21 protein-coding genes are annotated in these 20,822 nt (G+C 68.9%); 12 read left to right on the forward strand and 9 right to left on the reverse strand.

Annotation, left to right across the window (positions count from 1 at the left end):
* Positions 1–106: 106 nt before the first annotated feature.
* Positions 107–679, reverse strand: coding sequence for a TetR/AcrR family transcriptional regulator (locus Psi02_RS04430; RefSeq protein ID WP_203972075.1), 573 nt, complete (start codon positions 677–679; stop codon positions 107–109).
* Positions 680–872: 193 nt separating this feature from the next.
* On the opposite strand from Psi02_RS04430, the gene Psi02_RS04435 reads away from it, so the two are divergent.
* The 5 genes from Psi02_RS04435 to Psi02_RS04455 all read left to right on the forward strand — a co-directional run bounded on the left by Psi02_RS04435 (position 873) and on the right by Psi02_RS04455 (position 4,636).
* Positions 873–1,889: an alcohol dehydrogenase catalytic domain-containing protein gene (locus tag Psi02_RS04435; protein ID WP_203972077.1), complete on the forward strand. Its 1,017-nt coding sequence runs from the start codon at positions 873–875 to the stop codon at positions 1,887–1,889.
* Positions 1,890–1,926: 37 nt separating this feature from the next.
* Positions 1,927–2,328: a nuclear transport factor 2 family protein gene (locus tag Psi02_RS04440; RefSeq protein ID WP_203972079.1), complete on the forward strand. Its 402-nt coding sequence runs from the start codon at positions 1,927–1,929 to the stop codon at positions 2,326–2,328.
* Between the two features lie 102 nt (positions 2,329–2,430).
* A complete protein-coding gene (locus Psi02_RS04445) occupies positions 2,431–3,441 on the forward strand; it encodes a zinc-dependent alcohol dehydrogenase family protein (protein ID WP_203972081.1) in 1,011 nt (336 codons plus the stop codon).
* 201 nt (positions 3,442–3,642) lie between these two features.
* Positions 3,643–3,870 (forward strand): hypothetical protein, encoded by a 228-nt coding sequence (locus tag Psi02_RS04450; protein WP_203972083.1) that lies wholly within the window; start codon positions 3,643–3,645, stop codon positions 3,868–3,870.
* 67 nt (positions 3,871–3,937) lie between these two features.
* Positions 3,938–4,636, forward strand: coding sequence for a flavin reductase family protein (locus Psi02_RS04455; protein ID WP_203972085.1), 699 nt, complete (start codon positions 3,938–3,940; stop codon positions 4,634–4,636).
* Here the strand turns inward: Psi02_RS04455 and Psi02_RS04460 are convergent.
* Entirely contained in the window at positions 4,623–5,462 is an 840-nt protein-coding gene (locus tag Psi02_RS04460) for an EamA family transporter (RefSeq protein WP_203972327.1), read from the reverse strand. The two genes, Psi02_RS04455 and Psi02_RS04460, sit on opposite strands and share 14 nt — an antisense overlap.
* A 159-nt stretch (positions 5,463–5,621) precedes the next feature.
* Positions 5,622–6,602 (reverse strand): cation diffusion facilitator family transporter, encoded by a 981-nt coding sequence (locus tag Psi02_RS04465; RefSeq protein WP_203972086.1) that lies wholly within the window; start codon positions 6,600–6,602, stop codon positions 5,622–5,624.
* A gap of 272 nt (positions 6,603–6,874) precedes the next feature.
* On the opposite strand from Psi02_RS04465, the gene Psi02_RS04470 reads away from it, so the two are divergent.
* The 4 genes from Psi02_RS04470 to Psi02_RS04485 all read left to right on the forward strand — a co-directional run bounded on the left by Psi02_RS04470 (position 6,875) and on the right by Psi02_RS04485 (position 12,144).
* A complete protein-coding gene (locus Psi02_RS04470; protein WP_203972087.1) occupies positions 6,875–7,231 on the forward strand; it encodes an ArsR/SmtB family transcription factor in 357 nt (118 codons plus the stop codon).
* A 388-nt stretch (positions 7,232–7,619) separates the two neighbouring features.
* Positions 7,620–8,111, forward strand: coding sequence for a hypothetical protein (locus Psi02_RS04475; RefSeq protein WP_203972089.1), 492 nt, complete (start codon positions 7,620–7,622; stop codon positions 8,109–8,111).
* Positions 8,108–9,283, forward strand: a complete 1,176-nt coding sequence (locus Psi02_RS04480; protein ID WP_203972091.1) for a zinc-dependent alcohol dehydrogenase — start codon at positions 8,108–8,110, stop codon at positions 9,281–9,283. The genes Psi02_RS04475 and Psi02_RS04480 overlap by 4 nt, the downstream gene beginning before the upstream one ends.
* Before the next feature lie 590 nt (positions 9,284–9,873).
* Positions 9,874–12,144 (forward strand): HelD family protein, encoded by a 2,271-nt coding sequence (locus Psi02_RS04485; protein WP_203972093.1) that lies wholly within the window; start codon positions 9,874–9,876, stop codon positions 12,142–12,144.
* A 98-nt stretch (positions 12,145–12,242) separates the two neighbouring features.
* Here Psi02_RS04485 and Psi02_RS04490 read toward each other — a convergent pair whose 3' ends face one another.
* Positions 12,243–12,689, reverse strand: a complete 447-nt coding sequence (locus Psi02_RS04490) for a DUF5324 family protein (RefSeq protein ID WP_203972095.1) — start codon at positions 12,687–12,689, stop codon at positions 12,243–12,245.
* A 180-nt stretch (positions 12,690–12,869) separates the two neighbouring features.
* On the opposite strand from Psi02_RS04490, the gene Psi02_RS04495 reads away from it, so the two are divergent.
* Positions 12,870–13,400, forward strand: a complete 531-nt coding sequence (locus Psi02_RS04495; protein ID WP_239094600.1) for a peptidylprolyl isomerase — start codon at positions 12,870–12,872, stop codon at positions 13,398–13,400.
* Positions 13,401–13,464: 64 nt separating this feature from the next.
* Positions 13,465–14,343, forward strand: a complete 879-nt coding sequence (locus Psi02_RS04500) for a rhomboid family intramembrane serine protease (RefSeq protein ID WP_203972097.1) — start codon at positions 13,465–13,467, stop codon at positions 14,341–14,343.
* Between the two features lie 151 nt (positions 14,344–14,494).
* Here Psi02_RS04500 and Psi02_RS04505 read toward each other — a convergent pair whose 3' ends face one another.
* Positions 14,495–14,740 (reverse strand): cell division protein CrgA, encoded by a 246-nt coding sequence (locus Psi02_RS04505; RefSeq protein WP_203952566.1) that lies wholly within the window; start codon positions 14,738–14,740, stop codon positions 14,495–14,497.
* Positions 14,741–14,964: 224 nt separating this feature from the next.
* On the opposite strand from Psi02_RS04505, the gene Psi02_RS04510 reads away from it, so the two are divergent.
* Positions 14,965–15,543, forward strand: coding sequence for an anthranilate synthase component II (locus tag Psi02_RS04510; protein ID WP_203972099.1), 579 nt, complete (start codon positions 14,965–14,967; stop codon positions 15,541–15,543).
* Positions 15,544–15,824: 281 nt separating this feature from the next.
* On the opposite strand, the gene pknB is transcribed toward Psi02_RS04510, so the two are convergent.
* From pknB to Psi02_RS04530, 4 genes are all read right to left on the reverse strand, one after another.
* On the reverse strand, positions 15,825–17,678 hold the full coding sequence (pknB, locus tag Psi02_RS04515; RefSeq protein ID WP_203972101.1) for a Stk1 family PASTA domain-containing Ser/Thr kinase: 1,854 nt from the start codon (positions 17,676–17,678) through the stop codon (positions 15,825–15,827).
* Between the two features lie 125 nt (positions 17,679–17,803).
* Positions 17,804–17,959: a hypothetical protein gene (locus tag Psi02_RS04520; protein WP_203972103.1), complete on the reverse strand. Its 156-nt coding sequence runs from the start codon at positions 17,957–17,959 to the stop codon at positions 17,804–17,806.
* 40 nt (positions 17,960–17,999) lie between these two features.
* The gene (locus Psi02_RS04525; protein WP_203972105.1) at positions 18,000–19,457 is read right to left on the reverse strand and encodes a peptidoglycan D,D-transpeptidase FtsI family protein; all 1,458 of its coding nucleotides are present in this window, start codon (positions 19,455–19,457) and stop codon (positions 18,000–18,002) included.
* Positions 19,454–20,809, reverse strand: a complete 1,356-nt coding sequence (locus Psi02_RS04530) for an FtsW/RodA/SpoVE family cell cycle protein (RefSeq protein WP_203972328.1) — start codon at positions 20,807–20,809, stop codon at positions 19,454–19,456. The genes Psi02_RS04525 and Psi02_RS04530 overlap by 4 nt, the downstream gene beginning before the upstream one ends.
* Positions 20,810–20,822: the final 13 nt, after the last annotated feature.

Here is a 20,822-nt window from a genome sequence, read left to right on the forward strand (position 1 = left end):
CAATTTATGTGGAATTTAGGAACACAAATCTCTATCCGTCCATCCGACGAAGAATGTTCACAGAACGGTGATCAAGCGGCATTTCTGCCGAATGGGTCACCTCGCGTCAGGCGAGCAACGTGCCGAATGCGATGGCGAAGAACGAGTCGAAGGCCTCCGTCGACCGGTTCGTCCTGGCCATGATCAAGGTGCCCTCCCACGCGTTGAGGAGGAAGCGCGCGGTCGTCTCCGGATCGAGATCGGAGCGTACGGCTCCCGCTCGCTGGGCGTCGGCGATCGCCGAGGTGATCGCGTCGGCCCACGCCTGGAAGGCCTGGCTCACGGCCGTCCGGATGGCCTCGCTGTGATCGGCGATCTCCGCGCCGAAATTGCCGAGAAGGCATCCGCGGGTGATCTCGTGGTCCAGGATCTCGTCCCGGAAGAACTCGAAATGCCTTCGTAGACGGGTGAGGGGTTCCACGGCGGGATCGGCGAGGTCCTGCAGTCGACGACTGGCGCCGTACTCTTCCAGGGCGACGATCGCCAGGGCTTCCTTGCTCTCGAAGTGGTTGTAGAACGACCCCTTCGGCACGCCGGCGCGATCGGTGATGTCCTTCACTCCCGCCGCGTTGAAGCCTCGGGTGTGGAACTGCTCCAGCGCAGCCTCGACGATCTCCTTGCGCATGCTGGGCCTGGCCATGATCGCTCCCTCTTCCGCGTCCAATATGGCCGGTCGTCTCCCCGTTCGTCAAGTCGGGATCAGGTGATCCCGCCGGCATCCGGGCATCGTTTGACTTCGTCTAAGACGACCGGTCATATTGAGAACGCACCGGGCGCCTGCCGACCATCGGACAGCGAGCCGCCCCGGGGCCGAGTCCCATGCGAGGAGAACCATGTCCACCTACCGTGCCTTCGAAGTGACCGGATCACGCCAGTTCGAGCTCGTGGAGCGCGAGCTCACGCAGCCGGCGGCGGGTCACGTGCGGATCCGAGTAGAGAGTTGTGGCGTCTGCCATACGGACGCCGTCACCGTGGAAGGACATCGAGCGGACCCGGGCCAGCCGCTCATCCCCGGCCACGAGATCGTCGGAGTCATCGACGCGGTCGGCGACGGTGTGCGCAACTGGCGGACAGGCGAGCGCGTCGGCGTGGGCTTCCTCGGAGGCCACTGCGGAGAGTGCGACCGCTGCAGGCGGGGCGATTTCGTCAACTGCACCGATCAGCAGAACGTGGGAATGACCACGGACGGCGGCTACGCCGAGGTGGCCTTCGCCAGGACCAGCGGGCTCGTGCGCATCCCCGAGGGAATGGACTCCGCCGAGGCGGCGCCGCTGTTGTGCGCCGGTCTCACGACGTTCAAGGCGCTGCAGCAGGTGGACAGCCGCCCTGGAGACCTCGTCGCGGTCCAGGGGATCGGAGGTCTCGGCCACCTCGGCGTGCAGTACGCCGTGAAGCTCGGCTACCGCGTCGCCGCCATCGCCCGGGGTGCGGGCAAGGCCGAGCTGGCCCGGCGGTTGGGCGCCGACCACTACATCGACAGCATCGAGAACGACCCGGGGGCCGCACTGGTCGAGCTCGGCGGCGCGGCCGCGATCATCGCGACGGCCGCCAGCGGCGCGTCGATGAGCGCACTGGTCCCCGGGCTCGCGCCGCGCGGCCGCATGGTGGTCGTCGGAGTCGGCTCGGATCCCATCTCCGTCAGCACGCTGGACCTCACCTTCGGGACACGCACGATCACCGGCAGCCTCACCGGCAGCTCGATCGAGAACGAGGACAACCTCGACTTCAGTCAGCGGCACGCCATCCGGCCGATGATCGAGACCCTCCCGCTGTCCGCCGCACCCGAGGCGTACGAGCGCATGATCTCCGGCAAGGCCCGGTTCCGCGTCGTCCTGGACACGAAGGCCTAAGCGAAATGCCCGCGAAAGCCGTACTCGGGAGATCGAAATGAGCCGGAGAAGCGACATCGAGACGGTCGAGGCCGCCTACCGGGCCCTCACGGCCGGTGACCTTCACGGCCTCCTCGACCTGATCCACCCAGATGTCCGGGTCTACCACGCGGCGAAGGACGCGCCCTGGGGCGGCGCCTACGACGGGATCGAGGAGTTCAAGGAGTTCCTCGGCCGGGTCGCCGCCGCGATGGACAGCACGCTCGAGATGGACGCCGTCTTCGAGGCGGGCGAACGCGTCGTGGGAGTCGGCCGTGCGCACGGCACCCTGCGGGCCAACGGCGCGTCCTTCGACGCGCGGGAGGTCAACGTCTGGCACGTGCGCGACGGGAAGATCCTCACCTTCGAGGTGTACCTGGACGCGCCGGTCCTGCTGGCCGCGCTCGCGAAGCAGCCCTAGCCCAACCCCTCGCACCGTCCTACCGGCCGCGCGGCGCTGCCGCCGGTCGCGGCGAGGGCGGTCATGCAATCACCCATGACCTCAATGAGGAGCAGTTCCACAATGAGCAGGATCCTTCTCACCAAGCTCGGCTCCGACGCCGAATCGTTCCGCCTCGACGACGAGCCCGACCGGCCTCTCGGCCCCGGCGACCTGCTCGTCGCCCTCGAGGCCGCTCCCCTCAATCCCGCCGACTTCCTGCTGTCCAACGGCTGGTACGCCGTGCAGCCCGAGTTCCCCTTCGCCATGGGGGCGGAGGGCGTCGGCCGGGTGCTCGAGGCCGGGTCGGCGGCCGGCCAGGCGCTGGTCGGGCGTCGCGTGCTCATCCTCCCGACATACGAGCAGGGCACCTGGGCGGACAGGGTCGTCGTCCCCGCCCGCAACGTGGTCATCGTCGGGGAGACGGCCGACGCCCTCCAGCTCGCCATGCTCGGGATCAACCCGGCAACCGCCTACCACCTGCTCAACCGTTACGTCGCGTTGCGGCCGGGCGACTGGATCGGCCTCACGCTGGCCAACGGCGCGGTCGGTCAGGCCGTGATCGCCCTCGCCAGGCGGGCCGGCGTCAAGATCCTCGGCATCGTGCGCCGCGAGGAGGCGGCCGAGCAGGTGAGGAAGCTCGGCGCCGACGTCGTCATCGTCGACGACGGGGAGAACCTCGGCGATCGGGTCGGCCAGGCGCTCGACGGCGCGAAGCTGCGGCTGGTCCTGGACGGGGTCGGCGGTCCTGACGTCGCCGCCCAGTTGGCGCCCTCGATCGAGTCCGGCGGGGCCTTCGTCGCCTTCTCGGCCATGACCGGTCAGCCGCCGGTCATGCCGCTCGCCGAACTCGTCTACCGCGAGATCTCCGTCCATGGCCTGTACGCGATCAACTGGGTCTGGAATGCTCCGCGCGAGGAGATCGAGAAGGTCTACGCGGAGCTCGCCGAGCTCGTCGAGAAGGGTGTGCTCAACGCCTCGGTCGAGGCCACGTACTCGCTCGACCAGTACCGCGAGGCCATCGCGCACGCCCAGCGGCCCGAGCGCTCGGGCAAGGTGCTCTTCGCCTTCGATCGGCCGGGCACGTCGTCCTGATCGGGATCTCGAGGCCCACGCACGCGCCCCGTCCCTCGTACGGCGGGGCGCGGCGAACGGGCGCAAGACGATCTGTTCGGCGGCCGGGGACCGACGTATAGTCCTATCGAAGATCGGCACCGAACGAGTGTCGGCAGCGGCTGCCGCGATGGTGGCGTACGTGCACAACCGGTTCCCCTCCCGCGTCGTCGAAGGTGCCCAGTGGACGATTTCCTGAACAAGGCCTGGGTGGTGTGGGCCGGGTTGTTCGCCGTCTCGTTCGCCGTCCTCGAGGGCTGGGCGCTGCTCAACCGGCGCGACGGCGACACCCTGTCGGACCAGATCCGCGCGTGGCTCGGCATCAACCCGGTGAAGCACTGGCGCCTGGCGGGGGCAGGGGCCTTTCTCGGGTTCCTCCTCTGGTTCGGTTGGCACATCGTCTTCCAGTGACGGGGGCCCAACGCGACGTCTGATTGCCGCCAGCGTGGATCCAGGTGGCGGAAAGACACTGGTCCGCATGGCTATGACCACCCCGTCGCACACGCGGATCGAACCCGGAATCCTCTATTTCGGCACCCCGGTGGTGCTGATCTCCACCCTCAACGAGGACGGGTCCGCCAATCTGGCGCCGATGTCGTCCGCCTTCTGGCTCGGCTGGCGGGCCATGCTCGGCCTCGGCGCCCGCTCGAAGACCGCGCAGAATCTGCTCAGGACCCGCGAGGGTGTGCTGAACCTGCCGTCGGACTCGCTCGCCTCGGCCGTCGACCGGCTCGCGCTGACGACGGGTTCGGATCCCGTGCCGCCGACCAAGCGCAGGCGCGGGTACCACTTCGTGGCCGACAAGTTCGCCCGCGCCGGCCTCACGCCCGTCGCGTCCGAGACGGTGGGCCCGCCGAGAGTCGCCGAGTGCCCGGTGAACATGGAGGTGGTCGTCGAGGGGGTGCATCCCGTGGCCGACGACGACGAGGCCCAGCGCGGCGGGATCGTGGCGATCGAGGTCCGCGTCCAGCGGGTGTACGTCCACGAGGAGATACGGATGGCCGGCACGACCGACCGGATCGACCCCGACGCGTGGCGGCCCCTGATCATGAGCTTCCAGAAGTTGTACGGCCTGGGCCCGCAGGTGCATCCCTCGACCCTCGCGCGCATACCCGAACACCTCTACCGTGGCCCGGACATCGAGCGTGCGCGGGAGGCCGCCATTACGACAGGTTGATCAAGATGATCCCGGCCACGACGACGGCACTGGCCAGAGCCCGCTTCGAACCGAACCGCTCGCCGAGGAACACCGCAGCGATGATCGCGCCGAAGATGATGCTGGTCTCCCGGAGCGCGGCGATCGGCGCGAGCGCACCCCGTGTCTGGGCCCACAACACCAGCCCGTACGCCAGCAGCGACGCCACTCCTCCGCCGAGACCGGCCGCGAGCGAGGGGCGCATCAGCCCGGGCAGCGCACGGCCGCGCCGGACCACGGCGATCAGGGGCAGCACCGGCCCCTGGAACAGGAACAACCACGAGGCATAGGTGAGCATCGGCGCGTGCTGGACGCCGACGCCGTCGACGGTCGTGTAGGCGGCGATCATGACTCCGGTGGCGAAGGCCGCGGCGAGCGCGGGCATGTGTGCCCGGTCGGGCCGTCCGCCGATGAAGACCAGGCCCATCAGCCCGATGGAGACGACCGCGACGCCGGCCGCCTCGGTCCAGGAGAGCTCCTGGCCGAGCAGGGTCGTGCTCACCACCGCCACGACCCACGGCGAGGTGCCCCGGGCGAGCGGATACGTCTGGCTGAACTGTCCGAGCTGATAACTGGCCAGCAGGAGGAGCTGGTAGGTGACCGTGAGGATCGAGGAGATGACGATGAACGGCCAGGCGCCGGCCGGCGGCAGACCGTTGATCGCGACACCGATCACCCCGATCGCGGTGAAGGGGATCCCGATGAGGGCGAAGCCGGTCAACCGGTCGGGCGAGCCGTGGGCGATGGCGTTCCAGGTCGCGTGAAGGAGAGCCGCCCCCAGCACGACGGCCACCACGGCGGCGTCCACGTGGGAGCTCGGAGCTCCCGCGGCCAGAGGTTCGAGGACGGCGTGCGGGAGCACGGAACGAGCGGTCACCTTGAGGGCGCTCCTTGGCGATGGTGAGGGAGGATCCCGCGCATGAGCGCGTACGGCCGAGCCTCGGCGGGCTCGTCCCGTCCGGTGCGCTCAGGCGGCCTGCCGGTGACTGACGAGTGGGGCGTGGTGATCGGTCCCGTCCGGGCTGTCCGGATCGGCGTGCACGGTCGCCGCGCGCAGGCGGGGCAGGGCGTGCATGAGCCGATGCTCGGTTTCCACGGCGACCGCGTGCGCCTCGACCAGGGACAGGTCGTGCCCGACGACGATGTCCACCTCGGCGCGCAATGCATGGCCGATCCAGCGTAGGCGCACCGAACCGATCCCCAGCACGCCGTCCGTGCCGGCGATGATCTGTTCGGCCTGGTCGATCAGGCCGGGGTCGACGGCGTCCATCAGCCGCCGGTAGATCTCACGCGCCGCGTCGCGGAGCACGTAGAGGATCGCGACCGTGATGAGCAGGCCGACGATCGGGTCCGCGATCGGAAGGCCGAGCGCCGTGGCGGCCGCACCGATCAGCACGGCGAGCGAGGTGAAACCGTCGGCGCGGGCGTGCAGGCCGTCGGCGACCAGCGCGGCCGAGCCGATCTCGCGCCCCACCTTGATGCGGAAGCGGGCGACCCACTCGTTCGCCACGAAGCCGACGATCGCCGCCGCGGCGACCCAGCCCAGGGCCCGTACGCCCTGGGGGTCGAGCAGTCGCACGACGGCGGCGTAACCGGCGAGCCCGCCCGATATCGCGATGATCAGCACGATGACGATCCCGGCGAGGTCCTCGGCCCGGCCGTACCCGTAGGTGAAGCGGCGGCTGGCATGACGGCGGCCGACGGAGAAGGCGATGGCCAGCGGGACGGCGGTCAGCGCGTCGGCGACGTTGTGCAACGAGTCGCCGAGCAGCGCCACCGAACCGGACATCGCCACGATGACCGCCTGCATCGCCGCCGCCACGACGAGGACGGAGAACGAGACGCCGAGCACACGCAGGCCGCGGGCGCTCGACTCGAGCGCCGCGTCGGTCTTGTCGGCGCTGTCATGGCTGTGCGGCGTGAACGCGTGCCGGACCGCGGACGCCATCCGGCCGAAGCGCCCCCTCCCGCCGTCGGCGTCCTCATGGGCGGCCTCGTGGGGATGAGCGTGCCCGGGACCCCCCGGAGCATGTCCGTGGCCGTGTCCGTGAGCATGGCCGTGGCCGTGAGGATGCCCGTCTTCGTGGCCCTGCTCCCGCCCCGGCCGGTCGTGGGAAGGAGGCTCGTGACGATGGTCGGACGGCGTCGACGCCGGTGGCCGCGTGTCGGACATGATCCCTCGCTTGCGGTCGGCACGTTGTCCCGCGAGTATATGTAGTCATGTACGCACGCGACAACGAATCAGGTGCCAACGCCTTGCAGGAGCAACCCGCAGCCGATCGCGTGAACGCCGCAGTCGACGCGTTTCGCATGCTCAGTGACGCCACCCGGCTCCGCCTGATGTGGTTGCTCTCCCATGGCGAGTACGACGTGGGTTCTCTGGCGGAGACGATCGCCGTGGCACGGCCTCTGGTCTCCCAGCATCTGGCCAAGCTCCGGCTCGCGGGTCTGGTGCACACCCGCCGGGACGGCCGCCGCGTCGTCTACCGGGCCCGCGACGCCCACGTCAGGGCGCTCATCGCGGAGGCGCTGTTCCACGCCGACCACGAGGTGACCGGAACGCCCCGCCACGACTGACGCCGCCGACGCCGCGGCCCCTGGCGGAGCGTACGGAGAAGACGAACGGCCGCCGTGCGCACCGCGATCCCGGACGCCGACGAATCAGGTCGCACCGAACCTCCGTGAGCTCGCCGTGGGCGCGAGATTACCTAGGCACGTGGTGGGCGGACATGGCTTCCTGTCGTTCGATATCGGATGGTGTCGCGAGATCATTAGACGCTCGGGGCCGTGGGAACAGGCGGGCTCCGGGCTCGGCAAACCCCCTTCGCGGTCAGGGGATCGCGAGCGCCTGGCGGCCTCGGTCCCGCACTGTCCAACTCCCGGCTCACGCGACCTCAAGCGAGATAGCCACGCGCGGGCGGTGGGTAGCCCTCCCATGGACTTACCCGTCCAAAGGGGGCGAACTATGAAACGTGTCGTCATCGGCGTGGTGAGCGTGGCAGGTACCGGGGTGGTCGTGGCGCGCTGGCTCGCGTCGCGGCACCGTGCTTCCTCGCCGGTCAAGGACCCGAGGGCGCAACACCGATGGATGGCGGTCACCATCAACTGCCACCCCGATGACGTGGCGCCCGACGGCCGTCTGCCGCGTCCGCTGGCCCAACTCGACGTCGAGGTGCGCATCGAGAAGGCGCCCGGAGACCGGGGCACGGAACTCTACGCACGTCCCCGCGCGCCCGTGCCGACGGGGCGCGCCGCCGTCCTGGCCCGGCTCCGCGGCGACCATCCCCGCGAGATGGTCAGAACGGCTCTGCGCCAGGTGAAATCCCTCATCGAGACCGGTGAGGTGCTGCGTCCCGACCCGGATCTCACCAGACCGCGGCCTGCCAGGGCAGGAAGGGTGACGGCCAAGGTGGTCGACATGGCGCTCGCGCGTTCCGCGGGGGAGGAGCGGCTGTGAAGGCGGTCTGCTGGCAGGGCGTCGACGAACTGACGGTCGAGCGGGTGCCGGATCCCGGGATCCTCAACGGTCAGGACGCGATCGTCAAGGTCCTCGCGACCACCACCTGCGGGTCCGACCTCCACCTGCTGGGCGGCTACGTCTCGGCGATGCGCCCGGGGGACGTCATCGGCCACGAGTTCCTCGGCGAGATCGTCGAGACCGGGCCCGACGTCCGGCGGCACAGGCCGGGCGACCGCGTCGTCGTGTGCTCGATCATCGGCTGCGGGCGGTGCTGGGCCTGCCGGCACGACCTGTGGTCCCTGTGTGAGAACAGCAACCCCACGCCGGACCTCGCGGAGACGCTCTGGGGCGGATCCACCGCCGGGGTCTTCGGCTTCTCCCACATGATGGGCGGTTTCCACGGCAGCCACGCGGAGTTCATCCGCGTGCCCTTCGCCGACCACAACGCGTTCCCGGTGCCCGAGGGCGTCGAGGACACGAGCGCGCTGTTCACGTCGGACGCCGCGCCCACCGGGTGGATGGGCGCCGACCTCGGCGGAGTGAAGCCCGGTGACGTGGTCGCCGTCTGGGGGTGCGGCGGGGTCGGCCAGATGGCGGCGCGCGCGGCGATGTTGCTCGGCGCCGAACGGGTCATCTCGATCGACCGGTTCCCCGAGCGCCTGGCGATGACGGCACGCCACGTCGGCTCCGAGGTCATCGATTACACGGCCACCGACGTCCTCGCCGAGCTGCGGGAACGGACCGGAGGCAGAGGGCCGGACGTCTGCATCGAGGCGGTGGGGATGGAGGCCCACGGCCTCGGGCCCGACGAGCTGTACGAGCAGGCCAAGCATCAGCCGAAGATCGAGCAGGAGCGGCCGTTCGCCGTGCGGGAGGCGATCTTCGCGTGCCGCCCGGGCGGGTCGGTGTTCATCCTGGGGGTCTTCTCCGGCACGGTGAACCGATTCCCGCTCGGCGCCATGATGAACAAGGGCCTGACGGTCCGCGGGGCGCAGCAGCACGGTCATCGGTACATCCCGATGCTGCTCGACCGGGTGGCCAGGGGAGAGCTCGTCACCTCCCATCTCGCCACGCACATCATGTCGCTCGACGAGGCTCCGCTCGGATACGACATGTTCAAGGAGAAGAAGGACGGCTGCGTCCGGGTGGTCTTCCGGCCGGACATGTAGCCGCGCTCGGGGCGGCTCCGATCAACGCCCGCCGCCTCCCGTGGGGGAAGGCGGCGGGCTTCGAGGGGTTCAGCGGACGGTTGGGGCGGCCAGCCGTTCCGCCTCTTCATGAAGAGCCTGAACAAGGATCAGCTCCAAGCGGAGCTCCTCGTCCACGAGCCCGTCGAGGACGTCCATCCGGGCCTCCTTGACACAAAAGACGCCCCGATAGTCACAGGGGTTCACCGGACAAAGCTGGGAATTTCCGATATCGAGTCGGACGGTGATCGCCGGCGAGGGTGGGACAGCCCCGTTATGGCAGGTCAACTCGGCATGAAGCCGATGCGAATTTCCCCGGATGTGACCGATATCTCTTGCGTATCGAATTCTCACTCTGCGTTTTACCGGCACCACCCAGAGTCAATTCGGAAACGAACGGACGCCTGCCGGCGCGTCACTCCGGCGGGCGGGACCCCGGCGAGTGCGGGCGTACAAAAACGAAAACTCCCGGCGCGCGAACACGCGTAGCGGGAGCTCTGTGGCCTATGCTGGAATACTCTGTCGATTTCTCCTGAAGCCGACAAGTAATCCAAGAGGAGTTTATCAAAGAGATGGAGCGACGTCAATCCGAAACCGTGCGCGCCGAGGCCTTGCGGATGGAGCAGTCCTACGTCTCCATGCTCTACGAACGGCTCGACACCGTTCGAGACCGGACGGAGAAGGCCCTCCGTGAAGTCCTGGCCCGGGGTGCGTCCGGCACCCGGCAGGCGGCGTTCGAGCGCGAGGTGGCCGCGGACGAACACGCGCGACGCCTCTCCCAACTCTCCGCCGTCGAGCGCGGCCTGTGCTTCGGGCGCATCGACGACACCGGTGGCGAGACCCTCTACATCGGCAGGATCGGCCTGCGCGACGACGAGCACGAGTCGAAGCTGATCGACTGGAGGGCGCCCGCCGCACGCCCGTTCTACGTCGCGACGCCGGCCGACCCCGGACCCCTCGTACGGCGCCGCCATCTCCACCTCCGCCACCGTACGGTCACCGGCATCGACGACGAGGTCTTCGACCTGGACCTGATGAGCGAGGTCGATCGCCGCACCCTGGTCGGCGAGGCCGCCCTCCTGGCTTCACTCAGGCGCGGGCGCACGGGCCGGATGGGGGACGTGGTCGCCACGATCCAGACCGAGCAGGACCGGGTCATCCGCTCCGGCCTCCCCGGGGTCCTGGTCGTCCAGGGCGGCCCGGGGACGGGCAAGACGGTGGCCGCGCTGCACCGCGCCGCATACCTGCTCTACGCCCACCGTGCCACGCTGGAACGGCGGGGCGTGCTCGTCATCGGCCCCAACGCCATGTTCTCCCGCTACATCAGCCAGGTCCTGCCGTCCCTCGGCGAGACCGAGGTGGTGTTGTCCAGCACGGGCGAACTCCATCCCGGCGTGCACGCCACCGAGGAGGATCTCCCAGCGGCGGCCGTCGTCAAGGGTGACCTGCGCATGGCGGCCGTGGTGGAGAAGGCGGTGGCCGACCGGCAGCGCGTGCCCCCCGGCGACCTGGAGATCGCCGTCCCGGTGCGGACGTCCCTGCGTGACGGCGTCGAGGTCGTGGTCGAGGAGATGACGGTCCGGATGGGCCACGCCGCCTGCGTCCGGGCCCGCGACCGGGCACGGTCCCTTCTCCGGCCGCACAACCTCGCGCGCGCCGCCTTCGTCCGTCAACTGCTCGACGCGCTCGCCCGTGACGAGGCCGCACAACTCGACCGCCCGGTGGACGAGGAGGACCTGCGGCATTCGGCGAAGAACCTCTGGCAGCACCGGGCCGTCCGCGACGCCGTCGACCGTCTGTGGCCGGAACTCACGCCGGAAGGCCTGATCGGCGAGTTGCTCTCCGACGAGGAACTGTTGCGATCGGCCGCCGAGCCGTACCTCACGGAGGCGGAGCGCGCGGTCCTCCTTCGCCAGCACGACGCGCCGTGGACGGCCGGGGACGTCCCGCTGCTCGACGAGGCCGCGGAGTTCCTCGGCGAGGACGACGGGCCCGCCAGGAGGCGCGAACGGCTGGCCGAGCGGAGACGTCAGGCCGAGGTGACGTACGCGGAGGGGGTTCTGGCGATCAACGACCTCGGCGAGCTGATGGCGGCGTCGGACGTCGCCGATCGGCACCGCGACGGCGGTCCCCTGGTCACGACCGCCGACAGGGCCGTCCGCGACCGTGACTGGGCGTACGGCCACGTCATCGTGGACGAGGCGCAGGAGTTGTCGGCGATGGCCTGGCGGACCGTCATGCGCCGGGTCCCCACGCGTTCACTGACCGTCGTCGGGGACATCGCCCAGACCGGCTCCGCCGCGGGCGCCCGCTCATGGGGCGAGATGCTCGACCGCTACGTGAAGGGCCGCTGGCGGGAGGAGCGGCTGCTCGTGAACTACCGCACACCCGTGGAGATCATGGATGTCGCCGCGGACGTCCTGCGTGCGGTGGCGCCCGACCAGGCGCCTCCGGAGTCCGTCCGGTACGGCGAGGCCGCACCACGCGCCGTGCGGGCCGCCGACACCGACCTGCGCCGCCTGGCGGAGTCCGAGCTCCGCCAGATCGGGGAGGGCCGCCTCGCGATCGTGACGCCCGACGCCCGCCGCGCCGAGGTCGCGGCGCTGTTCCCCGAGGTGACCGACCCGCTCGACGCTACGGTGGCGGTGCTCACGGTCGTGCAGTGCAAGGGGCTGGAGTTCGACGCGGTCGTGGTGGTCGACCCCGGCACGATCCTGGGCCAGTCGGCCAAGGGCGGTCAGGACCTGTACGTGGCGATCACGAGAGCGACCCGGAGGCTGACCGTGGTCTACGAGGGCGCGTTGCCCGAGATGCTCGGAAGGCTCATCGGAAGCCCGGGATGACGACCCCGACATGCAGGTACGGCCGGCGCCTCGATCGGCGCCGGCCGTACCCGTCCACCATGTGGAGAACATCGCCGGAAAACCGGCGGGGACAAGCGTCAGGAGATGTCGTCGCTCTTCTTGCCCACCTTGTCGGCGGCCTCCCTGGCCTTTTCTCCGGTCCATTTCGCCGTGTCGGACACACCCTCCCGCATGTTGTCCTTCATGGTGTCCGTCCAACGCTGGGCGTTGTTGCGGTACATCATGGCGCCGACGGCACCGATCGCCGCGCCGGTGAGCAGCGCGAGCATCGGCCAACGTCGGCGGGACTTCACGGGTGACACGTCCACCCGGCGGGACATCTCGGCGAGGAACGCGCTGACCATCGGCGCGAACTGCTCCTCGACGGAATGCGAGGCCTGGTCGAGCTTGGGTGCCGCCCAGATCCTGGCATCCTCGAGGCGATGGGCGGCCGCATCGCGAGCTGTCTCCGCCATCGGGCTCACTCTCCGGCCGGCCTTTCTGGCCTGCCCTTTCATCAGCCCGAGCCACGCCTGCGGCACCATCGCCTCGGTGTGGCGCCTCTTCTTCATTGTCAGGGACACAATCAACCTCCCCTGTCGACGGGGCCCTGTTGACGACCCCCTTCCCGTGTGATTGCGGCTCAATCATGGACAGGTATGCGAGGCGCGCTGGATACCCTGTTCAACGGACAACTAACACCTGCATATAAGGGGGCGGCCTTCGTGGCTGAGAACCTCATCGCGAACCTGCGCACCAACCGCGGCACGATCCGTGTCAAGCTCTTCCCCAACCAGGCGCCCAAGACGGTGCGGAACTTCGTGGAGCTCGCCGAGGGCACCCGCGAATGGACCCACCCGGAGACCGGCGCGAAGACCACCGACAAGCTGTACGACGGCACGATCTTCCATCGGGTCATCAGCGGCTTCATGATCCAGGGCGGCGACCCGCTGGGCCAGGGCATCGGGGGCCCCGGCTACAGCTTCGACGACGAGATCCACGTCGACAACCAGTTCAACCGGCCCTACCTGCTGGCCATGGCCAACGCGGGCAAGCGGTTCGGCAAGGGCACCAACGGCTCGCAGTTCTTCATCACGGTCGGGCCGACTCCGCACCTGAACCAGGGCCACACCATCTTCGGTGAGGTCATCGACGGTTCCAAGGTCGTGGACGAGATCGCCACGACCGAGACCGACGGCCGCGACCGTCCCGTCAACGACGTGATCATCGAAGAGGTCACGATCGAGCGTTCCTGAACCGCTCCCCGGCGTCAGCGGCTTATAGGCTGGGAGTGATTGACCTGCCCTTTGAGAGGACTTCATGACCTCCCAGCCCCCGCCGCCGTCTCCTTCCGAGCAACCACCGGAGCAACCTCCGGTCCAGCCGGGTGCCGAAGCCGTGCCCACGTGCTACCGGCACCCCGGCCGCGAGACCTATGTGCGCTGCCAGCGCTGCGACCGGCCGATCTGCCCGGACTGCATGCGTGAGGCCGCCGTCGGTCACCAGTGCGTCGAGTGCGTCCGCGAGGGCAACCAGTCCGTACGGCAGGCACAGGCCCCGCTGGGCGGTGCCGCGGTCGCCAAGCCGAGGGTCACCTGGGCGCTGCTCATCGCCAACGTCCTCATCTTCGGCTTGCAGTACCTCATGCCGGGCCGGATCGAGAACGACTTCGCGGTCTCGGCTGGGGACATCTACTACGGCGAGTGGTGGCGGCTGATCACCGGGGCGTTCCTGCACTCCGGGGTGTTCCACATCGCGTTCAACATGTGGGCGCTCTACGCGATCGGCCCCGAGCTTGAGCGGAGGCTGGGCTCCGTCCGGTTCGCGACGTTGTACCTGCTGTCCGCGATCGGCGGCTCGGTCGCGATCTACCTGTTCGGCAATGTGGCCCTCGGCGCCTCAGGCGCGATCTACGGTCTGTTCGGCGCGCTGTTCGTGATTGCGAAACGGCTCGGGTTCGACGCGCGCGGCGTCCTCTGGCTGATCGCCATCAACGTCGTCATCACGTTCGTGTTCCCCGGAATCAGCTGGCAGGGGCACCTGGGCGGCCTTGTGACCGGAACGCTGGTCGCCGCCGCGTTCGCCTACGCTCCGGCGAAGAACCGCACCGTGGTGCAGTTCGGCGCCGCGGCCGCCGTCCTCGTGGTCCTCGTCCTGCTCGTGACCCAGTTGTCCCCACTCGCCGTACCAGGTCTCTGAGATTCGTCCTGCCCACAGGCTGTGGATAAAGCCTGTGGAAAGAAACTCTCCGGGAAGTGCCGAGATGGTCGCCCCGCAGGCCGGCGGCGTCACGGCCTCCCGGAGGCCTGGACGCCGGACGGCTTCGGGCGGGGTGTCCGGCGAACCCGGATCAGCGCCACCTGGTCGACAGGACCACGCCGACGATGATGAACCCGAACCCGATCAGCAGGTTCCAGTTCGACAGCGTGGACAGGCCCGGCATGTCGGGAACCACGTAATACGTTGCGATCCAGACGATGCCGATGAGCCAGGAGGCGACCATGACCGGCGCGAGCCAGCGCGGGCTGACCTTGACCGACTGCGTCTTCTGCGGCGCCGTGTAGACGGCCTTCTTGCGGGTCTTGGACTTGGGCACGGAGTTCTCCTGGTGGGCACCCGCGCGGTTGTGCGGGCTTTGTCAGTAGCGTAACCGCTGTTCGGACGGAGTCCGGAGTAAGGATAGTCGGCGTGGCCGTCCCAGGGCGATCCCTGTAGGCCAGGCCTGCCTGACCTGGGATGATCCAGACGTTTCCGCAGTGAGATGCCTGAATTGCCATAGTCTGGCGTCGTGACCATCGAGTTCTCGGTCCCTGGGGACACATGACCGCGATCCGTGTCCTCGTGGTGGACAATCACGACAGTTTCGTCCACACGATCGTCCAGTACCTCCGCGAACTGGGCGCCGAATGCGACGTCCGGCCACGCGACCACGTCACGGTCGAGGACGCGGACGGCTTCGGCGGCGTCCTGATCTCTCCGGGACCGGGCACCCCCGAGGCCGCCGGGGTGAGCGTCCCCCTCGTACGGCACTGCGCGGAACGTGGGCTCCCGCTCCTGGGGGTCTGCCTGGGCCACCAGGCCATCGCGGTCGCGTACGGCGGGACCGTCACGCGGGCTCCCGAGCTGATGCATGGCCGTACGAGCCTGATCTCCCACGACGGCAGGGGCGTCTTCGCGGCCATTCCCTCACCGGTGACGATGACGCGTTACCACTCGCTGGCGGTCGTGCCCGAGACCGTGCCGGACGTCCTGGAGATCACCGCGACCACTCCCGAGGGCGTCGTCATGGGGCTGCGCCACCGGAGCGCGCCCATCGAAGGGGTGCAGTTCCACCCGGAGTCGGTGGTGTCCGAGCACGGCCACCGACTGCTCGGCAACTGGCTTCGGGAAATCGTGTAACGCTTTCCCGCCGCCCGGCGAACATACAGATGAGGGCCTCCGCCATTGCCCCCGAGTGGCGGAGGCCCTCTTTCGCGTCCCGGGGCCTCTCTGCACAGGCCCGTGTTCTCTCGCGGCGGGCCGCCGCCCGCCCCCATGCGCGGGCGCTGCCCGTGACCACGTCTCCATGCCTGCCATGGCCCATCTCTGCCCGCACCCGGCGGTTCGTGGCCGAACCGGAAACGGCGAGAGGGCCCGCCAGAAAACTGGCGGGCCCTCTCGCGCTGAGGATCTCCTGGCCGTTACCCCTGGCCGTTACCTCCGGTCCCCGGGTCCGGCGTCTGGCCCGGGTCGGGCGTCTGGCCCGGGTCGGGCGTCTGGCCCGGGTCCGGCGTCGTCGGCGGCGGGGGCGGCGGAGCCGCGGGCGCTCCGCTGGAGACCGTGAGCGTGATCGTGGTGCCAGGAGCCTGCTTGCCGCCCTGCGGCGACTGGTCGATCACGTTTCCGGCGGCCACCACGTCGCTCTCCTGGGTGACGGTCCTGACCTTGAACCCCGCCCCGGTGAGCGTGTTCTTCGCGTCCTGCTGCGTCAGTCCGATGACGCTCGGAACGTCGGTCATCGCCTTCGGCACGTAGAGCTTCACGGACGAACCCTTGCTGACCTTGCTGCCGGCCCTCGGGGAGATCTTGAAGACCTGGTCCTGCGGCGTGTTGGACTGCGCGGGCAGCACGGAGCCCCTCAGACCGAGGTCCTCCAGCTCCGCCCGGGCTTCCTCCGGTGACTTGCCGATCAGGTCGTCGGGGACCTGGATCTGCTCCGGGCCCTTGGACAACACGATGGTGACGGAGGAGTTCGGGTCGACCTCGGTGTCCGCCGCCGGGTCGGTGCTGATCACCGTGCCCTTCGGCACCTCGTCGCTGTACGCGTCGTCTCCGTAGGTGAACTTGAGCGTGGCCGTGGTCAGCGCCTGCTCGGCGGCCTCCTTCGTCTGACCCACGATCGACGGAACCTTGATCTTCGCGGCGGGCGTGTCGTTGCCGCCGCCGAAGGTGAGCCACCCGACCCCGACGAACGCGCCGATGATCAGCAGCGGGATGACGATCCACAGGGTCGTCTTGAGCGCCTTGTTGTCGTTGTCCTGGCGCCGATGGCCGTCATGGCGGCCGCCGCGCTCCTCCGGCCCGTAGTTGTACTGCGGAATGCCCCGGGTGCCCTGCCCGTTGGGTCCCGCCCCCGTGGACATCGTCCGGGTGCGGTCCGCCCCGCCGTACGCGCCGTAGTTGCTGGCCATCGCCATCGTCTGCGGGTCGACCGGCATGCCGGACATCGCACGCTGGATGTCCTGGCGCATCTCCTCGGCGCTCTGGTAGCGCTGGACGGGGTCCTTCGCCATGGCCTTGAGCACGATGGCGTCGGCCCACTTGGGGATCTCCGGGTCGATCCGCGACGGCGGGATCGGGTCCTCACGGACATGCTGGTAGGCGATGGCCACGGGCGAGTCGCCGGTGAAGGGCGGCTGGCCGGTCAGCAGCTCGTAGAGCACGCAGCCGGTCGAGTAGATGTCGCTGCGGGCGTCGACGCGCTCGCCGCGGGCCTGCTCGGGGGACAGGTACTGCGCGGTGCCGATCACCTGGGCGGTCTGCGTCATCGTCGCGGCGGAGTCCGCCATCGCGCGGGCGATGCCGAAGTCCATGACCTTGACCTCGCCGTTGCGGGTCACCATGATGTTCGCCGGCTTGATGTCCCGGTGGACGATGCCGCCCCTGTGGCTGTAGTCGAGGGCCCTGAGGATGCCGTCCACCAGCTCCGTGGCGCGTTCAGGCAGCAGCCGCCTGTCGGCGCGCAGCAGGTCACGCAGCGTCCGCCCGTCGACGTACTCCATGACGATGTACGGCACCGGCGTCGCTTCCATCATGTCTTCGCCCGTGTCGTACACGGCGACGACCGATGGGTGGTTCAGAGAGGCGGCCGACTGGGCCTCCCGGCGGAACCTCGCCTGGAAGGTGTGGTCTCTCGCCAGGTCGGACCGGAGCGTCTTGATCGCGACAATACGGTCCAGCCGGATGTCCCGGGCGCGATACACCTCGGCCATGCCGCCCCGCCCGACGACGCCGTCGAGCTGATAGCGTCCACCGAGAAGTCGTGGCTGAGTCATTTCCTGCACTGTCCCTTGCCGTTCATCTTGGGGTGCCACCGCTGTCCATCATCGGCCCCTTTCCCCATCACGTCTCCTCAATCAGAGGTCTTGTGCCGATTGGGGACCCCGGGGGACCGGGAGTGTCACCTGGCGTCGCGGTTGAGGCGGGCGTCTGACTGGGGGTAGGGGTCGGGTACGGAGCCGGTGGGGGCGTCCGGATGGATGGTGCCGAGGTGCTTACCATAGCCGAAGGCGTCCCGTACGGGAGTGCCGACGTCACGTGAGTGGCGATCGCGCACGTCCTGCCTGGGGACCTGTCCGACAACGATTTCATCGAGATCATTTCTTGAGTACCGCCTGCATGACATCTCGGGCGATCGGGGCGGCGACGGTTCCGCCCGACGCGTCGTTCCCCGCGCTTCCCGACTCGATGAAGACGGCCACGGCCACCCGTGGGTTGTCCGCGGGCGCGAACGAGATGAACCACGCGTGCGACGCCTGGCCGGGCGCGGTCTCGGCGGTGCCGGTCTTGCCGGCCACCGTGATGCCGGGCAACTGGGCCGCGGTGCCGGTGCCGGACCGCACCACGTTCATCATCATCTTCGTCAGTTCGGCCGCCACCTCGGGGCTGGTCGCCTCGGAGAACTCCTCGGGCTCGGCGGCGGTGACCTCGCTGCCGTCCGGTCCCATGACCTTGTTGACGAGGTAGGGCTTCATGACCGTGCCCTTGTTCGCGATCCCGGCGGCGACCATGGCCATCTGCATCGGTGTCATCTGGTTGTTGCGCTGTCCGATGGAGGTCTGGGCCAGCGCGGTCTCGCCTTCGTCGGGCCCGATGCTGCTCCCCACGACGCTCAGCGGGATGGCGAGCTTCGTACCGATGCCGAACTTCGCCGCCTGCTCCTTCAGCTTGTCGTAGCCGAGTCCGACGCCGATGATGCCGAAGGGCGTGTTGCAGGAGATGGTGAACGCGGCGAGCAGGGTGGCCCGGCCGCCGCAGGACTCACCGTGGTAGTTGACCAGCGGCGTGGTGCTGTCCTTGAAGGTCTTCGAGTCCGGCGCGTCGACCATGGTCTCGGCGCTCCTGGACGAGTTGTCGCCGAGGAAGGCCGCCGACGTGATCGTCTTGAAGGTGGAGCCCGGGGCGTAGGTCAGGTCGATGGCCCGGTCGAGCAGCGGTTTCTTCGGATCCTTGTCGAGCTTGCTGTAGGCCTCGTTGACCTTCGCCTTGTTGGCCAGAGCGAGCGGGTTCGGGTCGTAGGAGGGCACCGAGACCATCGTCAGGATCGCCCCCGAGCGCGGGTCGAGCGCCACGACCGCTCCGCGCTTGTTCGTGTTCGCCAGGTCCTTGTACGCGACCTGCTGGGCGGCGACGTTGAGCGCCAGGTCGACGCTGGCGCCCTTGGCCGGCTTGTTGGTGATCAGGTCGATCGCGCGCCGGACGACCAAGTCGGGGTGGCTGCCGTCGAGGTACTTGCTCTCGGCGCCCTCGATCCCCGTCGCGCTCTCGGGGGCGAAGTAACCGACGACGTGGGCGAACGCCTTGCCCTGCGGATACCTCCGTTCGAACCGGTACGTGGGGTCCCCGGTATCGACGGTCTTGGCCAGCGTGACCTTGCCGTTGTCGGCGGTGATCCACCCGCGGTCCACGGCGTAGCGCTCGTAGAAGGACCGTACGTTGCGGTTGTCGTGGCGCAGGCCGTCGGCCTTCACCACCCCCAGATAGGTCACGTTGGCCATGAGGAGGCCGAACATGAGAAGGCAGGCCACGGCTGCGCGTTTGAGCGTGCCGTTCATCGCTGCATCACCTGGGTGAGTCCTTCGTCCTGGATCGCCTGGGGCGGCGGTCGACGCGCCCCGTCCGACATGCGTACCAGCACCGCGATAAGTATCCAGTTAGCCAGCAGTGCCGACCCGCCGGCCGACATGAACGGCGTGACGAGTCCCGTCAGCGGAATCAGCCTGGTCACGCCTCCGATGATGATGAACACCTGCCAGGCGAGGATGAACGACAGGCCGCCGGCCAACAGTTTGGAGAACGGGTCGCGTGCGGCGAGCGCCGTGCGCAGCCCGCGCTGGACGATCAGCGCGTACACCATGAGGATCGCCATCAGGCCGGTGAGGCCGAGTTCCTCGCCCGTGGCCGGGAAGATGAAGTCCGAGAACGACAACGGGATGTTCTGCGGATGTCCCAGCCCCAGCCCCGTGCCGAGGATGCCGCCGGAACCGATGGCGAACAGGCCCTGCATGAGCTGGTAGCTGCCGCCGCCCGCGTCGTAGAGCGTGGGGTCCTCCGCGTGCAGCCAGACGTTGAAGCGGGCCTCGACATGGCTGAAGGCCATTCCGGCCAGTATGGCGCCGCCCACGAAGAGCAGGATTCCGATGAGCACCCATGACGTGCGCTGGGTGGCGATGTACAACATCGCGATGAAGGTGCCGAACAGCAGCAGCGAGGTGCCGAGGTCCTTTTCCACGATCAGTGTCGCGATCGCGAACGCCCATGTGATGAGGACGGGGCCGAGGTCGCGGGCCCGGGGCAGGTCGATGAACAGCAGGCGGCGCCCCGCGAGGGCCAGCACGTCGCGCTTCGCGACGAGATAGCCGGCGAAGAAGACCACGAGTGCGAGCTTGGCGAACTCGCCCGGCTGGATGGAGAACCCGCCGAACTTGATCCAGATCTTCGCGCCCTGCACTTCGCTGAACTTGCCGGGCAGGACGGCCGGGATGGCGAGCAGGACGACGGCGACGAACCCCGCCGTGTACGTCATGCGCTGCAAGGCGCGCTGGTCCTTCAACACGATCAAAGTCGCGGAGAACATCACGACGCCGAGCGCCGTCCACATGAGCTGGGTGGTGGCGTTGGCCCCCGCGCCCAACTTACCGGAATGCTCGATCCGGTAGATCATGACGATGCCGATGCCGTTGACCAGCGTCACGAGGGGAAGCAGGAGCGGATCGCCCCACGGGGCGAATCTGGCGAGCACGAGATAGGCGGCGAGCATCAGCGCGCCGAGGCCCAGGCCGTACGTGAGCATGCCCGAGGGGATCTTGCCGTCCAACCCCACGCCGACGCTGGCGTAGGCGCCCATGACGATCAGCACGGCGAAGGCCAGCATCGCCAGCTGTGCCCCACGCCGCTTCGCGGTCATGGGGACGGGGGCG

This window comes from Planotetraspora silvatica (assembly GCF_016863315.1).
GTDB lineage: Bacteria > Actinomycetota > Actinomycetes > Streptosporangiales > Streptosporangiaceae > Planotetraspora > Planotetraspora silvatica.